The organism is Methanobacterium formicicum DSM 3637 (assembly GCF_000302455.1).
Classification (GTDB): domain Archaea; phylum Methanobacteriota; class Methanobacteria; order Methanobacteriales; family Methanobacteriaceae; genus Methanobacterium; species Methanobacterium formicicum_A.
Map to the genome: position 1 here is coordinate 147516 of NZ_AMPO01000002.1, position 17839 is coordinate 165354.

The window sequence follows — 17839 nt, forward strand, 5'->3', positions numbered from 1 at the left end:
TTGCATTATTGAAATTAATTTCAAATTCTTTATTAATCTTTTTTACTTATTTAAAGAATTTTTTTATCCCCTTTGTATAGAAGTATGGATTGTGAGAATTTTTTCTACTAGTTTTTTCCAATTGGTTTTTATATTTTATGATCCAACTAAATTAACAGAAATTATTATTATTCAATTTTTATTATAATAATTCTCTTATTAATAACCAGTAAACCCTCTTTGATTATAATAATTATTTTTAGTACATTATATCATTATACATCACAAAATTTTCTGTTAATAGGAATGTGGCATGTTTAAGGGGTTAATTAAAATTTATGAAGTATAAATGAGAGTTTATAATCCTTATCTTCGTATAAAAATCATATTCCTAGAAGAAATATTGGAATAAAGTTCACGGTTAACTATTATTTAAAGGATAATATAGATACCGAAAACTATTATTTAAACAAATATCTAGGTATAATGAGGGGTAGAACTCTCTTCAGATATTTTTGAAGCCCGAGTATGGTTTTTAAATATTAGCATAAGTAACTTTATGTTAGTATGGTTTGTCACAAGGATAACTATAGGTAAACCCATAAATTTAAGTAATTTTATTTCATTTTTCCTTTAAAAAAAGAGTTATGTGATTATTAATGAAAGTCGGTATTCTTTCGTGGAGCATTGATAGATCAAGAACAGGTGTAGATAACTATCTCTACAGTCTTCTGAATGAAATGCATAAACTGGGTTATTCAAAAAATATAGATTTAATTCATCATAAAAAAAACAATGATCCCATATATAATGAATTTAATGAAATATTGATACCTAAAATACCATTATTAACCAACACAATAGGTATGCCTCTGGCAGTGAAAAATTCTGGGGTAGATATCTTGCATTTCCCGTTCCATTGGATCAACCAGACTACTCCTTTTTTTATTAATTATGGTGTAAAAAAAATTCTGACAATACATGATTTAACTCCAATCCTTTTTCCAGAAATGTTTAAATTTCATATTGGACGTTCATGGGCCTTTCTATTGAATATTATCAAGAAAAAAGTGGATTTCATAATAGTTGACTCTTATAATACTCGTGAAGATTGTATCAAATATCTTGGCATTCCTGAAAATAAAATAGGAGTAACCCACCTTGCAGCTGATTCGAGATATTGCCCCTTAAAAGATAATTTTAAAGAAGATTTGAAAAGAGACTACAACATCAATTACAATTTCATTTTACATGTTGGCACAGTTGAAGCCAGGAAAAATATCACATCTATCTTAAAATCCCTTTATAAGATAAAAAAGAGGGGATTGGATTATAAATTAGTGAACATAGGTGCAATGGGCTGGAAACATGAAAATGTACTGGAAGAAATTCAAAAATTAAATCTTCAAGATGATGTGATATTTCCAGGTTATGTTCCTGATGATGACCTCATTAAGTTTTATAATGCAGCTGATTTGCTGGTGTATCCTTCTTTCTATGAAGGTTTTGGTTTGCCTCCATTGGAGGCCATGGCTTGTGGCACTCCTGTAATAACATCTAACACTTCTTCACTGCCTGAGGTTGTGGGAGAGGCAGGAATCATGGTAGATCCCCTGGATGTAGATGCTTTAACTGAATCAATTTATCAAGTTTTAACAAATCCTAATTTGCAGAAGGATATGCAGAAGAATGGGTTGGAAAGGTCTAAAATGTTTACTTGGGAAAAAACTGCCAAAAAAACATGGAAAATATATGAAATGATAAACGAGATTTAAATACAATAATACCATGAATTATATGGATAAATTATCAATTAACGCCATTATTGATTAAACATAAGGGAAAATGTATGGGAAATATAAGATGTACTTAAAACTACTGAAAATCTGGTTGAAATGGTTGATTTTAATGAAATATCCTATTTAATTCCTGAACATAATTTCCCGGCTATAAATTGATAGATAATGTTAAGATAAAAAATGTTCACCTGGGAAAAACTGAAAAAACATTTAACATATGAAAATCTTTTAAAAGGTGATTAATAAGATATAATATAATGGAGTTTATGGCTCTTTTATTCGAAAAAACTCTTCCATAAACTTTATAAATTTATAGAAGACAATTTAACTCATTAGCTTCCAATTATTCAAATCAAAGGTTTAAAACAATGAAAATAGCAGTTTTCCATAATCTACCTTCAGGAGGGGCAAAAAGGGCATTGTATAATAATGTAGATTTTTTGGCTAAAAACCACGAAGTTGATGTTTTTATCCCCTCAACTGCAAATGAAGATTATTTACCCTTGAAAGATATTGTAGATAACTTAAATATTTTTGAGGTAAAAAATACTATTCCTGGTTTTTTTGTTTCAGCTTTGAAATATTTTCCGGATACAATTCCTATAACTGACCTTGAAAAAACCCAAAAGAACATTGCAGAAGCTGTAAATAAAGGAGATTATGATGTGGTACTTTGTGAACAAGACAGGCACACTATGGCACCTTTCTTTTTGAAATACATTAAAAAACCACATGTTTATTACTGTCAACAAACGTTCCTTTTCCGCAATGAAATTTCCAGAATTCTTTTTGAAAAAGCTGGTTTAAGAACAACGAACAATTTAGGAAGTTTCCGTTTAAAACTTTACGGTTCCCGTATGATCTCCCTTGACCGGAAACTCTCAGAATACTCCAAATATACAGTTGTCAATTCTTTTTTTTCACATGAAGCTATTCTAAAAAGTTATGCTCAAAATTCATTTGTTTCATATTTGGGAGTTGACACAGATTTATTTAGACCCATTGAGATTCCTAAAGAAAATTTTGTACTATCAGTGGGGCAATGCCTACCTGAAAAAGGCTTTGATTTTATTATTAAATCTTTAGCAAAAATTGAATCTGCAATACGCCCAGAACTAATAATTGTATCCGATCAGGGAAATATTCCCTGGAAAGAATATTTAGTAAATTTGGCAAGTCAATTGGATGTTAAAATAAAAATGTTAAGTTTAATCAGTGATGATGAATTAGTCTTACTGTACAATCAGGCAAAGATAGTGGTTTATGCATCCTATCTTGAACCTTTCGGTTTAGTTCCAGTAGAAGCAATGAGCTGTGGAACTCCAGTTGTTGCTGTGAAAGAAGGTGGGGTACGTGAAAGTGTTATTCATGATTATACTGGAATTCTCACAGACAGAGATGAAGTATTATTTTCTAAAGAAATCTCTAAACTACTTTTAGATCCTAGCAAAATTGAAAAATTATCTGAAAATTCAATTAAGGTTGTTAATAATTTTTGGACCTTTGAAAATTCTGGAAAAAGATTATTAAATCATTTAAACCGTGCTATGGATTTTTCCGATGAGTAGAGTAATTGATCATAACTGTGATAATACTCCTTTAAATTGAGATAACTCTTTTGTCTGGTACTGTTATTTTTTCCTCAATTGTTGGAATACTTTATTTTTCTTGTGAATCTTCATGAGAAATATTTTTATGTTTATCTTTTGTTTTGCCTCTTTCCAACGCTATCTCCCGGACTAAACTGCTTATTTCCCCTTCAACATTTTCAATAAGGTTGTATATTTTGAATATAAAATAATAACAGCCTATGAGTCCTATAATTAGGATAAGGTCTAAACCTCTTCCGATTCCAGTTATACTGGCCAGGGCTGATGTGGTGTCAGGATCGATTGAAAAGATAATTAAAAGTAACCAGATAACAATCCATACTATTAACATGTTAAAAGACATTTTTGCGTCTTTAAACCTCATAAAAGTTATTAATATTCCAATTATCCCTATAATTATTCCTATGTACTGGTACAATATCATTGACACGCGCTCCTGTTATTTGAAAACATTTCTAATTAGCCTGGCCAATATTTTTAAACCCACCCTGGTGTTAGTACCCTTAGAGAGGGAATAGTCAGTGTAAATAGTGGTTATGGGCACTTCGACCATGCGCAGATGTTTTCGCCCTACTTCTCCAATTATCTCGGAAGAAACTCCGTAATCTCGGGAGTGGAGTTCCATTAAACCGGCTGCTTTCCTGTTAAATGCACGGAGACCCGATTGGGAATCCTCAACATTCTTTCCATAAAAAATAAGAGTGATTAAGTTCATCACCACGTTCCCGAACTTCTTATGGAATGGCATTTCATTGAAGTTCCTCTTCCCAATCACTACATCTGCTTCATCATGAATCAGGGGCTGGCAGATGGGTAGAATATCCTGAGAATGATGTTGACCATCAGCATCAAAGGTAATGATTATAGTAGAGTCATGGGTAAGTGCAGCTTCAATTCCGGTTCTCAGGGTTGCTCCCAATCCTCTGTTAATAAGATGCCGGTATAAACTTACCTGGGATGGATACTTCTTTAAAAAATTCAGGGAAACCTGGTAGGTGTTATCAGTGGAACCATCATCAACCACAATCAGATTAAAACCAATATCAATCAATTCTTCCATAACCTCTTTAATGGTTTTTTCTTCATTGTAAGCAGGTAGCACTATGGATATGCCTTTTTGTTTCTCTGATAATTTTTCAAGGGGTTTGGTGTCTTTCAAATCTAATTCTCCCTGTGATTAGAAAGTTAACATAATTTTGTATTGATTATTAAATGTGTATTGATTCTGAAAGTTTAATTTTCATTGATTTTCATGGCCAGTTCTGCTACTCTTTTACCCAGGTTACGAGAGGTTTGAAGGCCCACTTCATCACTTTCTGAGGCTTCTTTGGCACTTCCAACTCCAGTTCCACCATAGTGAGCCAGGGGAGCACCATCCCCAACTATTATAACATCATGGATCAGTAGAAAGTCGTGGATAGTAGATATTGTAGTTTCTTGACCACCGTTACGTGATCCTCCAACAGCAATTGCACCACCAACCTTATTTTTCAATTTGAAATCCATACGGAGAGGTCTTGACCTGTCTATTAACATTTTTAGCTGAGAAGTAACACTACCAAAGTAAACAGGACTACCAATGATCAGCCCATGGGACTCCCTTATTTTTTCCAGTATTCCACCCATATCATCATATATAGCACATTCTCCAGTTGCTTTACATATGTCACAGGCAATACATGGTTCAATTTCAGCATTTCCCAATTTTATGAGTTCTATCTCGGCTCCAGCATCTTTAGCAGATTGAAGAGCTTCTTTTACCAGATTTTCAGTGTTACCATTACTACGGGGACTTCCCACAATTCCAATGATCTTGACCAATTTGACATCTCCTGAAATTTTCCTTATACTTTAATTTTTGATGCAATTTTGTACAATTAAAACTTTAACCATTTGAAATATATTAATAATAATAAACCTAATTTGTAAAAATGATTTTAAATAAAGTATATAATACAAATTAAGTATATTTACATAGTTCTTAAGTAATGTATATTTATTGTACTTCTACATTTTTGTCCATTAACAAATTTTTAACAAAAATTTTATAATTAAATCAGTCCTTGAATCTCGTTTACATAGTCATATTTTTAATATATATCTCTTAAATTTTATCTCTATCTTCAAATTAAAAAAATGTTTATTCGAATCTCAAAACTTATTTAATCTCAAAAAGTAACCCATTGCTATGATAATTTTAATCTTGCTTACAATAATTATTTAATCATGTGTACTAAGTTAAATCAATATTTTATATTGAAATTGACTCATTTGTATCGAAAATTGACTCATTTAAAAATTTAATGTAATTTAAAAAAAATTTAAGAGTTTTCTTCTATGGAAAATAACAAAAATTCATTTTACACTCCTTTGACCCCTGAAGAAAGGGCCATGGACATAGTTAGGGAATGGTCATTAAAAGAGAACAAAGGAGATAAAAATGCACGTAAATGGGCTAAATCAAAAATTAAAGATTATCTGGTGGAGACCTCCGATGGTACTTACACTTTGCAGTCTGAAGAGATAAATGAGTCTCGAGAAACAATGCACACTACTCATGGTGCCTTTCGAGAGGCCCGTGAGAAATTCGCTAAACCCGCAAATCTAAGGGATAAGAAAAACATTGCAATTCTGGATATTTGCAGTGGGCTGGGTGTTAATGCAGCGGCAGCTTTGGAACAGGTTCTGGACCTTCTGGGGGAAGGTAAGATAGAACAGGTGAAGATGGATCTGGTGGAAATATCATGGGAAGTTTTAGCTGCAACTCTCTTAATACCAGATCCTTCAAAAGATAATCCTTCAAAAGATAATCCTTCAAAAGATAATCCTTCAAAAGATAATCCTTCAAAAGATAATCCTTCAAAAGATAATCCCTCAAAAGATAATCCCTCAAATCCTCATTCAATAGAAGCCTATCGCATAATTCGAAAAGCCATAGAAAATTACTTAATAACTTCAGGAGTCCTGTCATTTTCACACGAGATGAAAGAAATTCCATCCAGTGTGGATATCCGTTTGCACTGTGAGGATGCTAGGAAAATGATTATGGAACTTCCAGAAACCCAGTGTTATGATGCCGTATTTTTGGACCCTTTCAGTCCTCATAAATCGCCCGAGCTTTACAGCCAAGAATTTTTAGCTAAACTTGGAAACTCACTTAAAAAAGAGGGGGTTATTTTAACCTACACTTCTGCAGCTCCAGTGCGCTACGCACTCATTGATACTGGTCTGGAAATAGGAGAAGGACCTGCTTTGGGAAGAAGTGGTGGAACTATTGCTTCTTTCACATTAAACAGAATTCCCAAATCTTTGAACCAAAGCGATGAGCGCATGATTGCCCTATCTGATGCTGGAATTCCCTTTAGGGATCCGGATCTAAACTCTTCAACTGATGAAATAATTGAAAAAAGACAGCTTGAGAGGATGGCTTTAAGAGGCCACTATAAAATGGCATCAACCGTTAAATCACCGGTTTATCTGGCCAGTGATCTGGAGGATATGAAAATTAAAAGACGGGTGCTCAAACATCTGGAAAAATTCAATATTAATGAATTAAATTCATTAAAAGCTCGTTATCTGGTGTGTCCCCAGTTTTCAAATTGTATATGTTGCTGTGGTCAGAAGGGTAATTCCAGTTCCAGAGAAAGAATCAAAGAGATGGAGAAAAGATTAAAGATAGTAGCTAAGGGTAATTTTAAAGATGAGTAATTTTAATGATTAACAAATAAAAATAACTATAAAATTAAATAATATATTCATTAAAAAGTATTGTAATTAAAAATTAGAGAATATTCTACTTGAGATGTACTTATTATATTGACACTAATTTGTTTGAATTCTATTATTTAGATATATTTTTATAAGGTGAAAAATTTGAGCTTTGAAATAAAATATAAAGATGCAAGGGGCCGAGTAGGGACCCTGAAAACACCCCATGGAACCATAAAAACCCCAGCACTCATGCCAGTTATACACCCGGGAAAACAAACCCTCCAGGTTGCTGATTACGGGGCAGAGGTTGTGATCACCAATGCCTACCTCATCTATAAAAATGAGGATCTAAGGGAAATAGCACTTAACGAAGGTGTTCATGAATTAATTGATTTTCCAGGACCAATAATCACAGATTCTGGATCATTCCAGCTCTCTGTTTATGGGGATGTTCAGGTTTCCAATCAGGAAATAATTGAGTTTCAGGAAAAAATAGGAACAGACATTGGAACATCTCTGGATATACCCACCCCTCCATCAGTTAAACGTGAACGTGCAGAGAGAGAACTGGAAATCACACTCCAGAGAGCAATTGAATCACTGGAAGTCCGGGATGAATTAATGCTTAACTCAGTGGTGCAGGGCTCTACCTTCCCTGACCTGCGCAGCAAGTGTGCTGATGCACTGGGAGAAATGGATTTCCAGGTCCATCCCATTGGAGCGGTGGTTCCACTCATGGAATCCTACCGTTATAAAGAGTTAGTGGAAGTGGTCATGGCATCGGTAAGTCATCTACCAGATTCACGACCCCGCCATCTTATGGGTGCCGGTCACCCCATGATATTTGCCCTGGCAGTGGCCATGGGATGTGACCTGTTTGACTCTGCAGCCTACATTCTTTATGCAGAGGCTGACCGTCTTTTAATGCCCAATGGAACATTAAAACTTGAAAACCTCTATGAAATGCCATGCTCATGTGAAGTGTGCACCAATTACACTCCAGAACAGTTGCGGCAGATGGAAAAACCCGAAAGATCCAAATTACTGGCCATACATAATTTAAGGATTAGTTTTGCTGAGATGAGAATGATCCGTCAGGCAATTGTTGAAGGAAGCCTCTGGGAACTGGTTGAACAACGTTGCCGTGCCCATCCATTCCTCCTGGAAGCACTGCGCACTCTTAAAAATTACTCCGAGGATCTGGAAAAATACGATCCTCCCTACAAAAAATCAGCATTCTTCTACACAGGCCCGGAATCCCTCCATCGTCCAGAGGTATACCGCCACCTGAAGAAGATGAAACAGACTCCTCCTAAAAAGAGTGTTTTACTTCTTCCCCGGAGCGGTAAACCTTATTCTGAACGTCTATATGATATTCCAGAAAGATTCTATCGAGTTATCCGTCAACAGGAAAGTCTTGATCAACTGGAAGATATGCAGGTAACTGTGGTTGATGTGCCATTTGGGGTGATCCCACTGGAACTGGATCAGGTATATCCACTGGCCCAGAATGAATCACCAGATAGTTACGATGAAGATTCACTTAAAATGGTTCGAAATATTCTTTCCGATTATCTGGAAGGCTTTGATCAGGTCATAATTAGTGAAGAGGTAGTGGAAGCATTCTCTCTCAACAAAAAATATCCACTGGAGGAATACCATTTCCCTCAACCATTAAATATTGTGGTAAATGAGCAGGAAAGAATAAAAATGATAGCTGATTACCAGTTCGGAGCAGGTTCAGGGGAAGGTCTTTTTAGTGGAGATGTGAAAATTGTTAAAAGCAGAAAGACAGGGAAAATACGTCATGTTTATGATGATGAAGAACTCATCGCCACTTTAAGGGCAAGTGATGGTGTTTTTGTACTGGCCAGGGAAGGTGCTCGCCGGTTGCACCGATACCTCCCCTACCCTAAAAACAGGGTGGTGGTTAATGAAGATGCGGAACCATTTGCCCGGGAAGGAAAAAGTATATTTGCTAAATTCGTTATAAATTGTGATATAGATATCCATGCAAAGGAAGAAGTTTTGATAGTAAATGAACAAGACCAACTCCTGGCCTTTGGAAAGTCAATATTAAACGGAAGAGAAATACTTGATTTTAACACAGGTCAAGCAGTAAAGACAAGAAAAGGAGGCTTTTAATGTTACCTGGCGCAGGAATGAACCCCAAACAATTAAAACAAATGCAAAGAGCCATGAAACAGATGGGCATGGACACGAAAGATGTTAAAGGTGTCACTGAAGTTATCATTAAATTTAAAAATAAAGAACTGATAATCACTAATCCCAAGGTTAACCTCATGAACTTCATGGGTCAGGATACCTATCAGATATCTGGAAAAAGCACAGAAAGAGCAATTGAAACTGAACTTATAATACCCGATGATGATGTGGACCTGGTGGCCACCCAGACCGGGGTCAGTCAGGAAGAAGCTAGAAAAGCCCTGGAAGAGACTGGTGGTGACCTGGCTGAGGCTATCCTGAGGTTAAGTTAAATGGCATTAATTGCCCATATTTCCGACCTTCACGTGGGATCCCTATCCTTCCGTGAAGAACTGATCCTCAATGTCATCGACCGGATCAATGAGATGGGAGTTGATGCCACCATTGTCACTGGAGATCTATCTGATAATGGATATTACAATGAATTAAAACAGGCATCAGAATATCTGGAACAGTTCAAAACACCACTTCTAGTGGTGCCTGGAAACCATGACTCCCGCCACCTGGGAAACATCTGCTTTGAGGAACTTATCAAAGATAGGTACGGTACACTTAAGGTTAAAAATCATGGATTCAAAGTTATTGGACTGGATAGCAGTGAACCCGATCTCAACTTCGGTAAAGTGGGCAGGTCACAGCAGAGTTTCATGGAAAAAGCCATGAAAAACGCATCGAAGGAAGGATTATTTAAAATCATTGCATTACACCATCACATTATTCCTGTACCCCGTACAGGTCGTGAAAGGAATGTTTTAAGTGATGCTGGTGATATATTAATGTCATTAATTGAAAATAAAGCAGACCTGGTTCTGTCAGGTCATAAACATGTTCCACATACATGGATAGTTCATGAAACTGTTTTTGCCACTGCTGGAACAGTTTCTTCCTTTAAACTCAGGGGGAAAGATACGCCCTCCTTTAATACAATTAATATAGATGAAGAACATATAGATATCCTCTTGAACACTGCCGATGGTGAAACCCACCCTCTGGCAAAGTATGAAAACAGGTGTAGGTGATTGATTGCAGGTAATTGTGGATGCATCTAACGTAGCCCACTTCGAAAAAAGGGATGGAAAACCAAGCCTAAAAAAATTGCTTAAAGCAGTAGAGGCACTGGAAAAATTAGGATACCATCCTATTCTCATCGCTGATGCGTCGCTGAGACATGAAATCGATGAGAAGGAAGAATTCAACAAACTCCTTGATGAGGAAAAGGTACATCAGGTACCCTCAGGCACCAATGCTGATCACTACATTCTGAATCTGGCTGAAGAGGAAGATGCTAAAATTTTATCCAATGATGCCTTCCGCGAGTTTTTCGATGAATTCAGGGATATTAACAGTCGCAGAATCCCATATAGCTTTAAAGGTGAGAATATAGTAATTGGGAGCTCTGCTCAACCCAAAAAGATTAAAAATATCCTGCAAAAGATTTCTACCCAGATCCTATCTGAGTTTGAGAAAAAGGGATATGAATCGTATAAACTGAAGAAAAATAAGAAACTTTCAGGCATTGCAGTTGCTAAAGAGGCAATTGACCGTATATCGAAGACTAATGATGAGGGTATAGATTCTAAAATTGAAGGAATGTTCATGAAAATACCCCTGTTTGATAAGGTCATGAAGATGGTTGAAGATGCCGAGAGAACCAGTGACTTCATCATCTTTGTACTGGTCAGCCCACGCGACTACCGGGACGCGGTAAGAAATGCAGGTAACATTGCAGTGACTGTCGGGGATCGTTTAAAATTAGATCATGCTCCCCTGGTGGCGGTTCGTAACGATTTATTCACCAAACCAGGGACTTTTGAGTTGAATATTATTTACTCTGATGAAATACTGGAAGAATCACCATTTGATGTTAACATCACCATCAATGATCATGACTACTCCTTTGTCAAGAAAAACTCAAGAAACATAGCCAGCACAGTCGCTGCACGGTTAGGAACATGGAAGTTCCCTATAGTATCAGTAAAACCGAGCATGCTAATGGAAAAACCAGGACACTACGATATAAATCTAGACAAGGGAGGAGACAAGTAAATGGCAGGCAACTACCTGTTGAGAACGTTATTTGGTTTCCTCTTGAAACACCGGGTTTTAAGTATAGGTACTAAATATTATCCTACCAACGAGAAAGAAACCGAATATGTGGAGATGGTGAATTACACCCGTACCATGCTCCTGGAAATAGAAAGAGCTAACATAACCACGGAAAACATCTTTCATAATCTTTTAAAAGAAGTGGGACGAGGGAATATACCCGAAAATCGCAGATTCGTTGAAATCAAACCTGCTGAAAATGATGTAAATGAATATGCTCTTTTAAGTAACATAATTATGGGTAGCGACCGTTACCTTTATGTGGAAGTCTTCGGAGGTAATAAGGGAATCATCGACCAGTTCGTTCAATTCATCCAGAAAGAAAAAGGTACAATTGTTGAACGAAGTAACACCGAGATTGTATCCCGGCTTCTATCCAAAAACGATGCCATAAGAGTAGGTGTGGAATTAATTAAAATGGGAATGGAAAAGCAGATCGATGTTCGGGCAGCAGCTGGAATGACTGGAGCTGCATCCATTGAAAGATCCATTAACCTCAACAAACAAATTGGAGAAACTTCAGGAGTAGGATTCACCAAACTAGGTGGGGAATTTGCAATCGTTTTCTCCAGTAAAATAACCAAACTGGAAGGAACACCAGCAGTTTACGATAATTACCTATTCATCGATGCCTTTGACTCCACCCAGTTCATTGAAGAACAGGGTCGTGACCGACTGGTGGAGATCATGAATGAAGTTAAAGATTTCATTGAGAAGGAATGTAACGGTAGAATTGAAGGATACCGTGAAGGAGGGGATGACTTAATTGCCAATTTACCCACCAAAGATGCTGCACTCCGAGCTGGTATCGACTCAGCATGGCATGCCCTCAATAACGGTGCTAGATTACGTGTTGGAATTGGTAAAAGTCGTCGAGAAGCTGGGGAAAGAGCTCAAATGGCTGATGACATCAAAATATGGAACAACTCACCAGTAATGGTCTTTGATCTGGCTGATGGAATTTATGCCTATTACATACCCTCAGAGTTCAGTCGTGCGGTCATTGAATTTATGCAGGAGAAAACTGGTCGCATAGTTCTGATATTTGTCTTCGTCTTCATAGTCACCCTTATTGGTTGGAATGTGGGCTACTGGGAGTTTGGATTGGTTGCCATTGCACTGGCTTTACTCTACGCACTTACAGCGTGAGCAAATCTCATTTATTTAATTTTAAGGAAATGAACATTAGTTAGGGATCCTGTGAAAGGGCCCCTTCCCTAACGAAATCTTACTTACTAATTACTTAATAATTAGATTATACTTATAATGTGAAGAAGGGTTTGATTATATGAAAGAAGAATTAAAGGGAAAGGCAGCTGTTGCCCTGGTGATATCCTTAATTGCATTTGGATTCGGAACAGGGGCTAGTATGTTCACTAATTTTAACCTTGGCAACAACAACTACACCGGCCTAAATATCAGCACACCCAGTGAATTACCAGTTGTTTACAATGTCAAAAATACCACTACCCCCAACACTACCACTCAATCCAATGTACAAACGCCATCATCATCTTCTTCCAGTTCAGATACAGTTTACGAGGAACCAAATAATCCCAACACCAATTCACAAACCAACAACAATCAGTCAACAAATGTGAATAGGTCAACATGAAGTTAATCAGTATTAAATGATAAAATAATCATATTATTCAAATAGTCAGTGTCAGATAATAAAACAGGACTAAATTAATAAAATAATCATTATCAGACTAATCTGCATTAGGCGATAATATAATGCATTAGAATAAAATCATGCATTAGATAATCGTACATAGATATAGGCATGAAATCATACATTAGATTATCATACATAGATAGAGACAAGAAATCATGCATTAGATGATAAAATCAATAGTTATAAATTTCCCGATCATTAATTATTTTCTAGAATGATGGTTAATAGCCAGATTACCTGACGGGTGGGATGATAAATGAAAAAAATTGAAGGTGGAATATGTTCAGTGGAAGGTGTAAAGGCAGCCGGGGCCTGTGAAGATAATTATGGAGTAACAGTTATCCATTACCCTGGAAGCAGTGCTGCAGCAGTGTTTACCAGAAATAAAGTTCAAGCCGCCCCTATTATCATCACTCGAGAATCTGTTAAAGATGGGAAACTATCTGCTATTGTTGCCAACAGTGGTAATGCCAATTGTTTTACTGGTAAAGAAGGTATTCAACACGCCCAGACCATGGCTTTTCAGGTGGCTGAAGAACTGGACATCCCACCTGCTGATGTAGCAGTTGCATCCACCGGGATCATCGGACGCCAGTTACCATTACCTATTATCAGCAAGTTAATCAACCATTCACTGCAAAGACTCTCAAATTCCCCTGAAGCATCAAAAAATGCTGCAGAGGCTATAATGACTACTGACACTTATCCAAAGGAATTTGCAGTTGAAACTACTCTAGATAATGGTAAGACCATACGTATTGGTGGTATTACCAAGGGTTCGGGAATGATAGCTCCTAATATGGGGACCATGCTTTCATTTTTAGTCACTGATATTGAAGCTAGCCCCAGTGAACTTGAAGAATCATTAAAGAAATCTGTGGAAAAAACTTTTAACATGGTAGTTGTGGATGGTGACCAGAGCACCAATGATATTGTTATCTTATTATCCCGTCCTGGACATGGAAATATTGATGAGAAATTCCAGGAAGCACTGGACTACCTGTGCAGTGAGCTGGCCAAGATGATGGCCAGAGATGGTGAGGGTGCAACCAAATACATGGAAGTTGAAGTTAAAGGTGCTAAAACTTTAAATGAAGCCAGAATTGCAGCCAAGTCCATTGTAAAATCACCTCTGGTAAAAACTGCCCTTTTCGGGGCTGATCCAAACTGGGGCCGTATCGTGGCGGCGGTGGGATACTCCGGAGCCATCATGAACGAAGACACCATTAGCGTTCGTTTAGAAGAAGGTGAACGATTTGTGGATATTGTAAATAATGGTGAGATAATGGCCTTTGAAGGGACCGAAGAGCTTGAACTTGCAGAAAGTATTATGGAACGGGAAGAAATTAAAATAACCGTTGATCTGGCAATAGGAGATTATAAAGCAACGGCTTATGGTTGTGACCTTAGCTACGAGTATGTAAGTATCAATTCAGAATACTCCACATAAATAGAATTTTTATTAAGACTATTGACAAAGCAACAGCTTTGATACTGTATCAATCTTTGATACTGTATCAATCTTTGATACTGTATCAATCCATATCTTTTCAAAAAAACAATATCTTTTTAGAAAATCTCAGGATTTAAAATCTCGGTTTTAAATAAAATATAATAAGTCATGAATTTAAAGAATTTAGAAATTTGATGAATGAATCCTATAAACAATATATCATAAATTGGAACAATAATACCATTTATTAAATTATGTAGATATTAAGAAGTTATATTGGTATTAAGTAGTTTTCAAGGAGTTTTGGAAAAAATGAAAGTGATGATTATAGGTGCAGAAGGAATGTTAGGGCACGATCTGGAAGATATTATATCTGCTGAACACGATGTAAGCACTACTACCATTCACACTCTGGACATAACTGACATTGATAAGACAGTTGAAACAGTGAAAAATATCAATCCGGATGTGGTGGTACATGCTGCAGCCTTCACCGATGTTGATGGAAGTGAATCCAACGCTGACTTAGCATACCATGTAAATTCACTGGGAACCCGAAATGTAGCAGTGGCCTGCCATGAAGCAGACAGTGCCCTGGTTTACATATGCACAGACTATGTTTTTGATGGAACCAAAGGCACATCCTACCGTGAATATGACCAAACCAATCCACTGAGTGTATACGGACAGACCAAATACCAGGGGGAAGTTTACATCCGTGATATCCTGGATAAATTCTACATTGTCCGAACTGCCTGGTTATATGGTTATCATGGTCCCAACTTTGTCACTACCATGTTAAAATTAGCAGAAAACCATGATAGCATATCTGTGGTCAGCGACCAGATAGGAACTCCCACCTACACTGTGGATCTGGCTAAGGCCATTAACCAACTCATAACAAAACCAGCATACGGTATTTACCATGTAACCAACAGTGATCACTGTTCATGGTATGAATATGCCCAGCTGATCTTTGAAAATGCAGGTATTGAAATTGATTTAAAACCGGTGACCACTGAAGAATTTGGTAGTCCAGCCCCACGGCCTTTATATTCTGTTTTAGATAATTATAACTGGAAAATGGAAGGTTTCCCTGAGATCAGAAGTTATAAAGATGCTTTAAAAGAATATATGGGACTTTTATAAACCCTGATAAGTTCTTTATGCAATTTTAATCTTTTTTTAAAATTTTTTTCTTTTATTTTAAATTTCAATTAATTTAAATCCTTAATTTATTTAAATTAACTTTTATCTTATTAAGTCATTTTTTTTTAAAAAGAGTGTATATTTTTCTAAAATTATTAAGAACAAATGATAAAATTTTTTAAGAACAAAAAAAGGGTTAAAAAAAAGAAAAATTTTTTATCTAAATTTGATTTCCCAATATTAATGGGTAAGATATTTAGAGGGATAACTTGGATATTCGTTCCATGGCTTTTTCTGTATTTTCCAGGGTGTTAAATGCGGTTAATCTAAGATAACCCTCACCACTAGGGCCGAATCCCACACCAGGTGTTCCCACTATATGGGCTTCATCAAGTAGAAGGTCGAAGAATTCCCATGAATTCATATCACCGGGAGTTTTAACCCAGATGTAAGGGGAATTAACTCCACCGTAAACCCTTAAACCAATATCTTTCAAACTGTTCCGGATAATGGAAGCATTTTGCATGTAGTAATCAATGGACTCCCTGATCTCAGCACGTCCTTCTGGTGAGTAAACTGCACAGGCAGCCACCTGTATTGGATAGGAAACACCGTTGAACTTGGTGGTCTGGCGGCGATTCCAGAGACTGTTAAGTGAATGAGGGTTACCTGCACTGTCAAAGCCCATAACTTCCTTAGGAACAACAGTGTAAGCACAACGGGTCCCAGTGAAACCAGCATTTTTAGAAAAGCTCCTGAATTCAATGGCCACTTCACGAGCGCCTTCAATCTCATAGATGCTGTGTGGAATGTTATCTTCCTGGATGTAAGCTTCATATGCAGCGTCAAAGAGAATGATTGAATTGTTTTCACGAGCGTAATCCACCCACTGTGCCAGTTGTTCGGTGGTCAGTGCCATACCCGTAGGATTGTTGGGGAAGCATAGATAAATCAGGTCCACTGGTGTTTCTGGAAGTTCAGGGATAAATCCATTCTCTTCAGTACAGGGAATGTAAACCAGTTTCTGGTAGCGACCATCATCCATCATGGGGCCAGTTCTTCCTGCCATAACATTACTTTCCACGTAGACCGGGTATACTGGATCAGTAACTGCTACAGTGCTGGATAGGTCAAATATTTCCTGGATATTACCAGTATCGCATTTAGCACCATCACTGACGAAAACTTCATCAACGGAAAGATCAATTCCACGCGGAGCGTAATCATTCTTTATAATTTCCTCAATCAAAAAATCATAACCCTGTTCTGGACCATAACCCCGGAATGATTTAGCATCACCCATTTCCTGCACAGCTTCTGTGAATTTTCGAGTTACAGCTTCAGGCAGGGGTCGAGTTACATCTCCAATACCCATCCTGATAATGTCAGCATCGGGGTTATCATTCTGGTATTTTTCTACCCTCTGGTTGATTTCAGAGAAAATATAGTTGCTTTTAATTAACAGATAGTTTTCATTGATTTTAACTGCCATATACAAATACTCCTACGGTTTTTTTCATGAATAAAGTTTTTTATCAGTAAGTAATTATTATATTATTATTAAGAATAAGTAAATCTATTTTCTTTAATTCATTAATTCAAATGATTCATTATCATTGTATTTTAATCAATCACTCTATTTATCAAAAGATTCATTATCATCCATTTCCTTAATCAAATTTGAACTTGCCTCTATTTATCTTTTTTTCAATAACATTTCATGTTATTATTTACGAGAGTTAATGGCATTATTAAGCTTGTATAAATCCCATAATTTAAAAATTCTTGTTGCTTTCGGTATTGATAATTTAACATGTCTTTCTCGTTTTATTTAAAAATTATCATGAATGATTGGCTCAATCATGAACTGATTGGTTAATGAATATCAACTTTTTATAGGTGGTATGGGTAAAAACTAAATATAGTACCGTTAAGATATATTTAATGGGTAATATAGTTAGTAGGTTAAAAATGTTATAGAAAGAACCTACAGTACTATTCAATTGAGTTTAATTGGATTGAATAGTTTTTTGGGGGATGAATAAAGTATTTTATCATTTAGAACTGGTTTATATAGATTATTTTATAAACTTAAAGTATATTTATCGGGAAGATTAATTTAATTGTG

At 36.3% G+C, this 17839-nt stretch carries 15 protein-coding genes; 11 read left to right on the forward strand and 4 right to left on the reverse strand.

Annotated features, from left to right (window positions below; all coding sequences use genetic code 11):
• The first annotated feature begins 638 nt into the window (after positions 1–638).
• Together A994_RS03380 and A994_RS03385 are read left to right on the forward strand one after the other, a co-directional pair.
• Positions 639–1754: a glycosyltransferase family 4 protein gene (locus A994_RS03380; protein WP_004029875.1), complete on the forward strand. Its 1116-nt coding sequence runs from the start codon at positions 639–641 to the stop codon at positions 1752–1754.
• Positions 1755–2146: 392 nt separating this feature from the next.
• A complete protein-coding gene (locus tag A994_RS03385) occupies positions 2147–3346 on the forward strand; it encodes a glycosyltransferase family 4 protein (RefSeq protein ID WP_004029876.1) in 1200 nt (399 codons plus the stop codon).
• Positions 3347–3437: 91 nt separating this feature from the next.
• Here the strand turns inward: A994_RS03385 and A994_RS03390 are convergent, their stop codons facing one another.
• The 3 genes from A994_RS03390 to A994_RS03400 form a co-directional block, all read right to left on the reverse strand.
• Positions 3438–3812: a DUF2304 domain-containing protein gene (locus A994_RS03390; protein WP_004029877.1), complete on the reverse strand. Its 375-nt coding sequence runs from the start codon at positions 3810–3812 to the stop codon at positions 3438–3440.
• A 15-nt stretch (positions 3813–3827) separates the two neighbouring features.
• Positions 3828–4547, reverse strand: coding sequence for a glycosyltransferase family 2 protein (locus A994_RS03395; protein ID WP_004029878.1), 720 nt, complete (start codon positions 4545–4547; stop codon positions 3828–3830).
• Between the two features lie 74 nt (positions 4548–4621).
• Positions 4622–5209, reverse strand: a complete 588-nt coding sequence (locus tag A994_RS03400; RefSeq protein ID WP_004029879.1) for a flavodoxin family protein — start codon at positions 5207–5209, stop codon at positions 4622–4624.
• Positions 5210–5725: 516 nt separating this feature from the next.
• On the opposite strand from A994_RS03400, the gene A994_RS13145 reads away from it, so the two are divergent.
• The 9 genes from A994_RS13145 to rfbD all read left to right on the forward strand — a co-directional run bounded on the left by A994_RS13145 (position 5726) and on the right by rfbD (position 15711).
• Positions 5726–7096 (forward strand): MnmC family methyltransferase, encoded by a 1371-nt coding sequence (locus A994_RS13145; protein WP_004029880.1) that lies wholly within the window; start codon positions 5726–5728, stop codon positions 7094–7096.
• 165 nt (positions 7097–7261) lie between these two features.
• A complete protein-coding gene (gene tgtA, locus A994_RS03410) occupies positions 7262–9244 on the forward strand; it encodes a tRNA guanosine(15) transglycosylase TgtA (RefSeq protein WP_004029881.1) in 1983 nt (660 codons plus the stop codon).
• Positions 9244–9597: a nascent polypeptide-associated complex protein gene (locus A994_RS03415; RefSeq protein ID WP_004029882.1), complete on the forward strand. Its 354-nt coding sequence runs from the start codon at positions 9244–9246 to the stop codon at positions 9595–9597. The genes tgtA and A994_RS03415 overlap by 1 nt, the downstream gene beginning before the upstream one ends.
• A complete protein-coding gene (locus tag A994_RS03420; protein WP_004029883.1) occupies positions 9598–10344 on the forward strand; it encodes a metallophosphoesterase family protein in 747 nt (248 codons plus the stop codon). It abuts the gene before it with no gap.
• 4 nt (positions 10345–10348) lie between these two features.
• Complete coding sequence (locus tag A994_RS03425; protein ID WP_004029884.1) at positions 10349–11371, forward strand: NYN domain-containing protein; 1023 nt, start codon at positions 10349–10351, stop codon at positions 11369–11371.
• Positions 11372–12580: a flagellar hook assembly protein FlgD gene (locus A994_RS03430; RefSeq protein WP_004029885.1), complete on the forward strand. Its 1209-nt coding sequence runs from the start codon at positions 11372–11374 to the stop codon at positions 12578–12580.
• 139 nt (positions 12581–12719) lie between these two features.
• Complete coding sequence (locus A994_RS03435; protein WP_004029886.1) at positions 12720–13046, forward strand: hypothetical protein; 327 nt, start codon at positions 12720–12722, stop codon at positions 13044–13046.
• 319 nt (positions 13047–13365) lie between these two features.
• Positions 13366–14559 (forward strand): bifunctional ornithine acetyltransferase/N-acetylglutamate synthase, encoded by a 1194-nt coding sequence (gene argJ, locus A994_RS03440; protein WP_004029887.1) that lies wholly within the window; start codon positions 13366–13368, stop codon positions 14557–14559.
• 315 nt (positions 14560–14874) lie between these two features.
• A complete protein-coding gene (gene rfbD / locus A994_RS03445; protein WP_004029888.1) occupies positions 14875–15711 on the forward strand; it encodes a dTDP-4-dehydrorhamnose reductase in 837 nt (278 codons plus the stop codon).
• A gap of 256 nt (positions 15712–15967) precedes the next feature.
• Here rfbD and A994_RS03450 read toward each other — a convergent pair whose 3' ends face one another.
• Entirely contained in the window at positions 15968–17203 is a 1236-nt protein-coding gene (locus A994_RS03450) for an LL-diaminopimelate aminotransferase (protein WP_004029889.1), read from the reverse strand.
• Positions 17204–17839 lie beyond the last annotated feature (636 nt).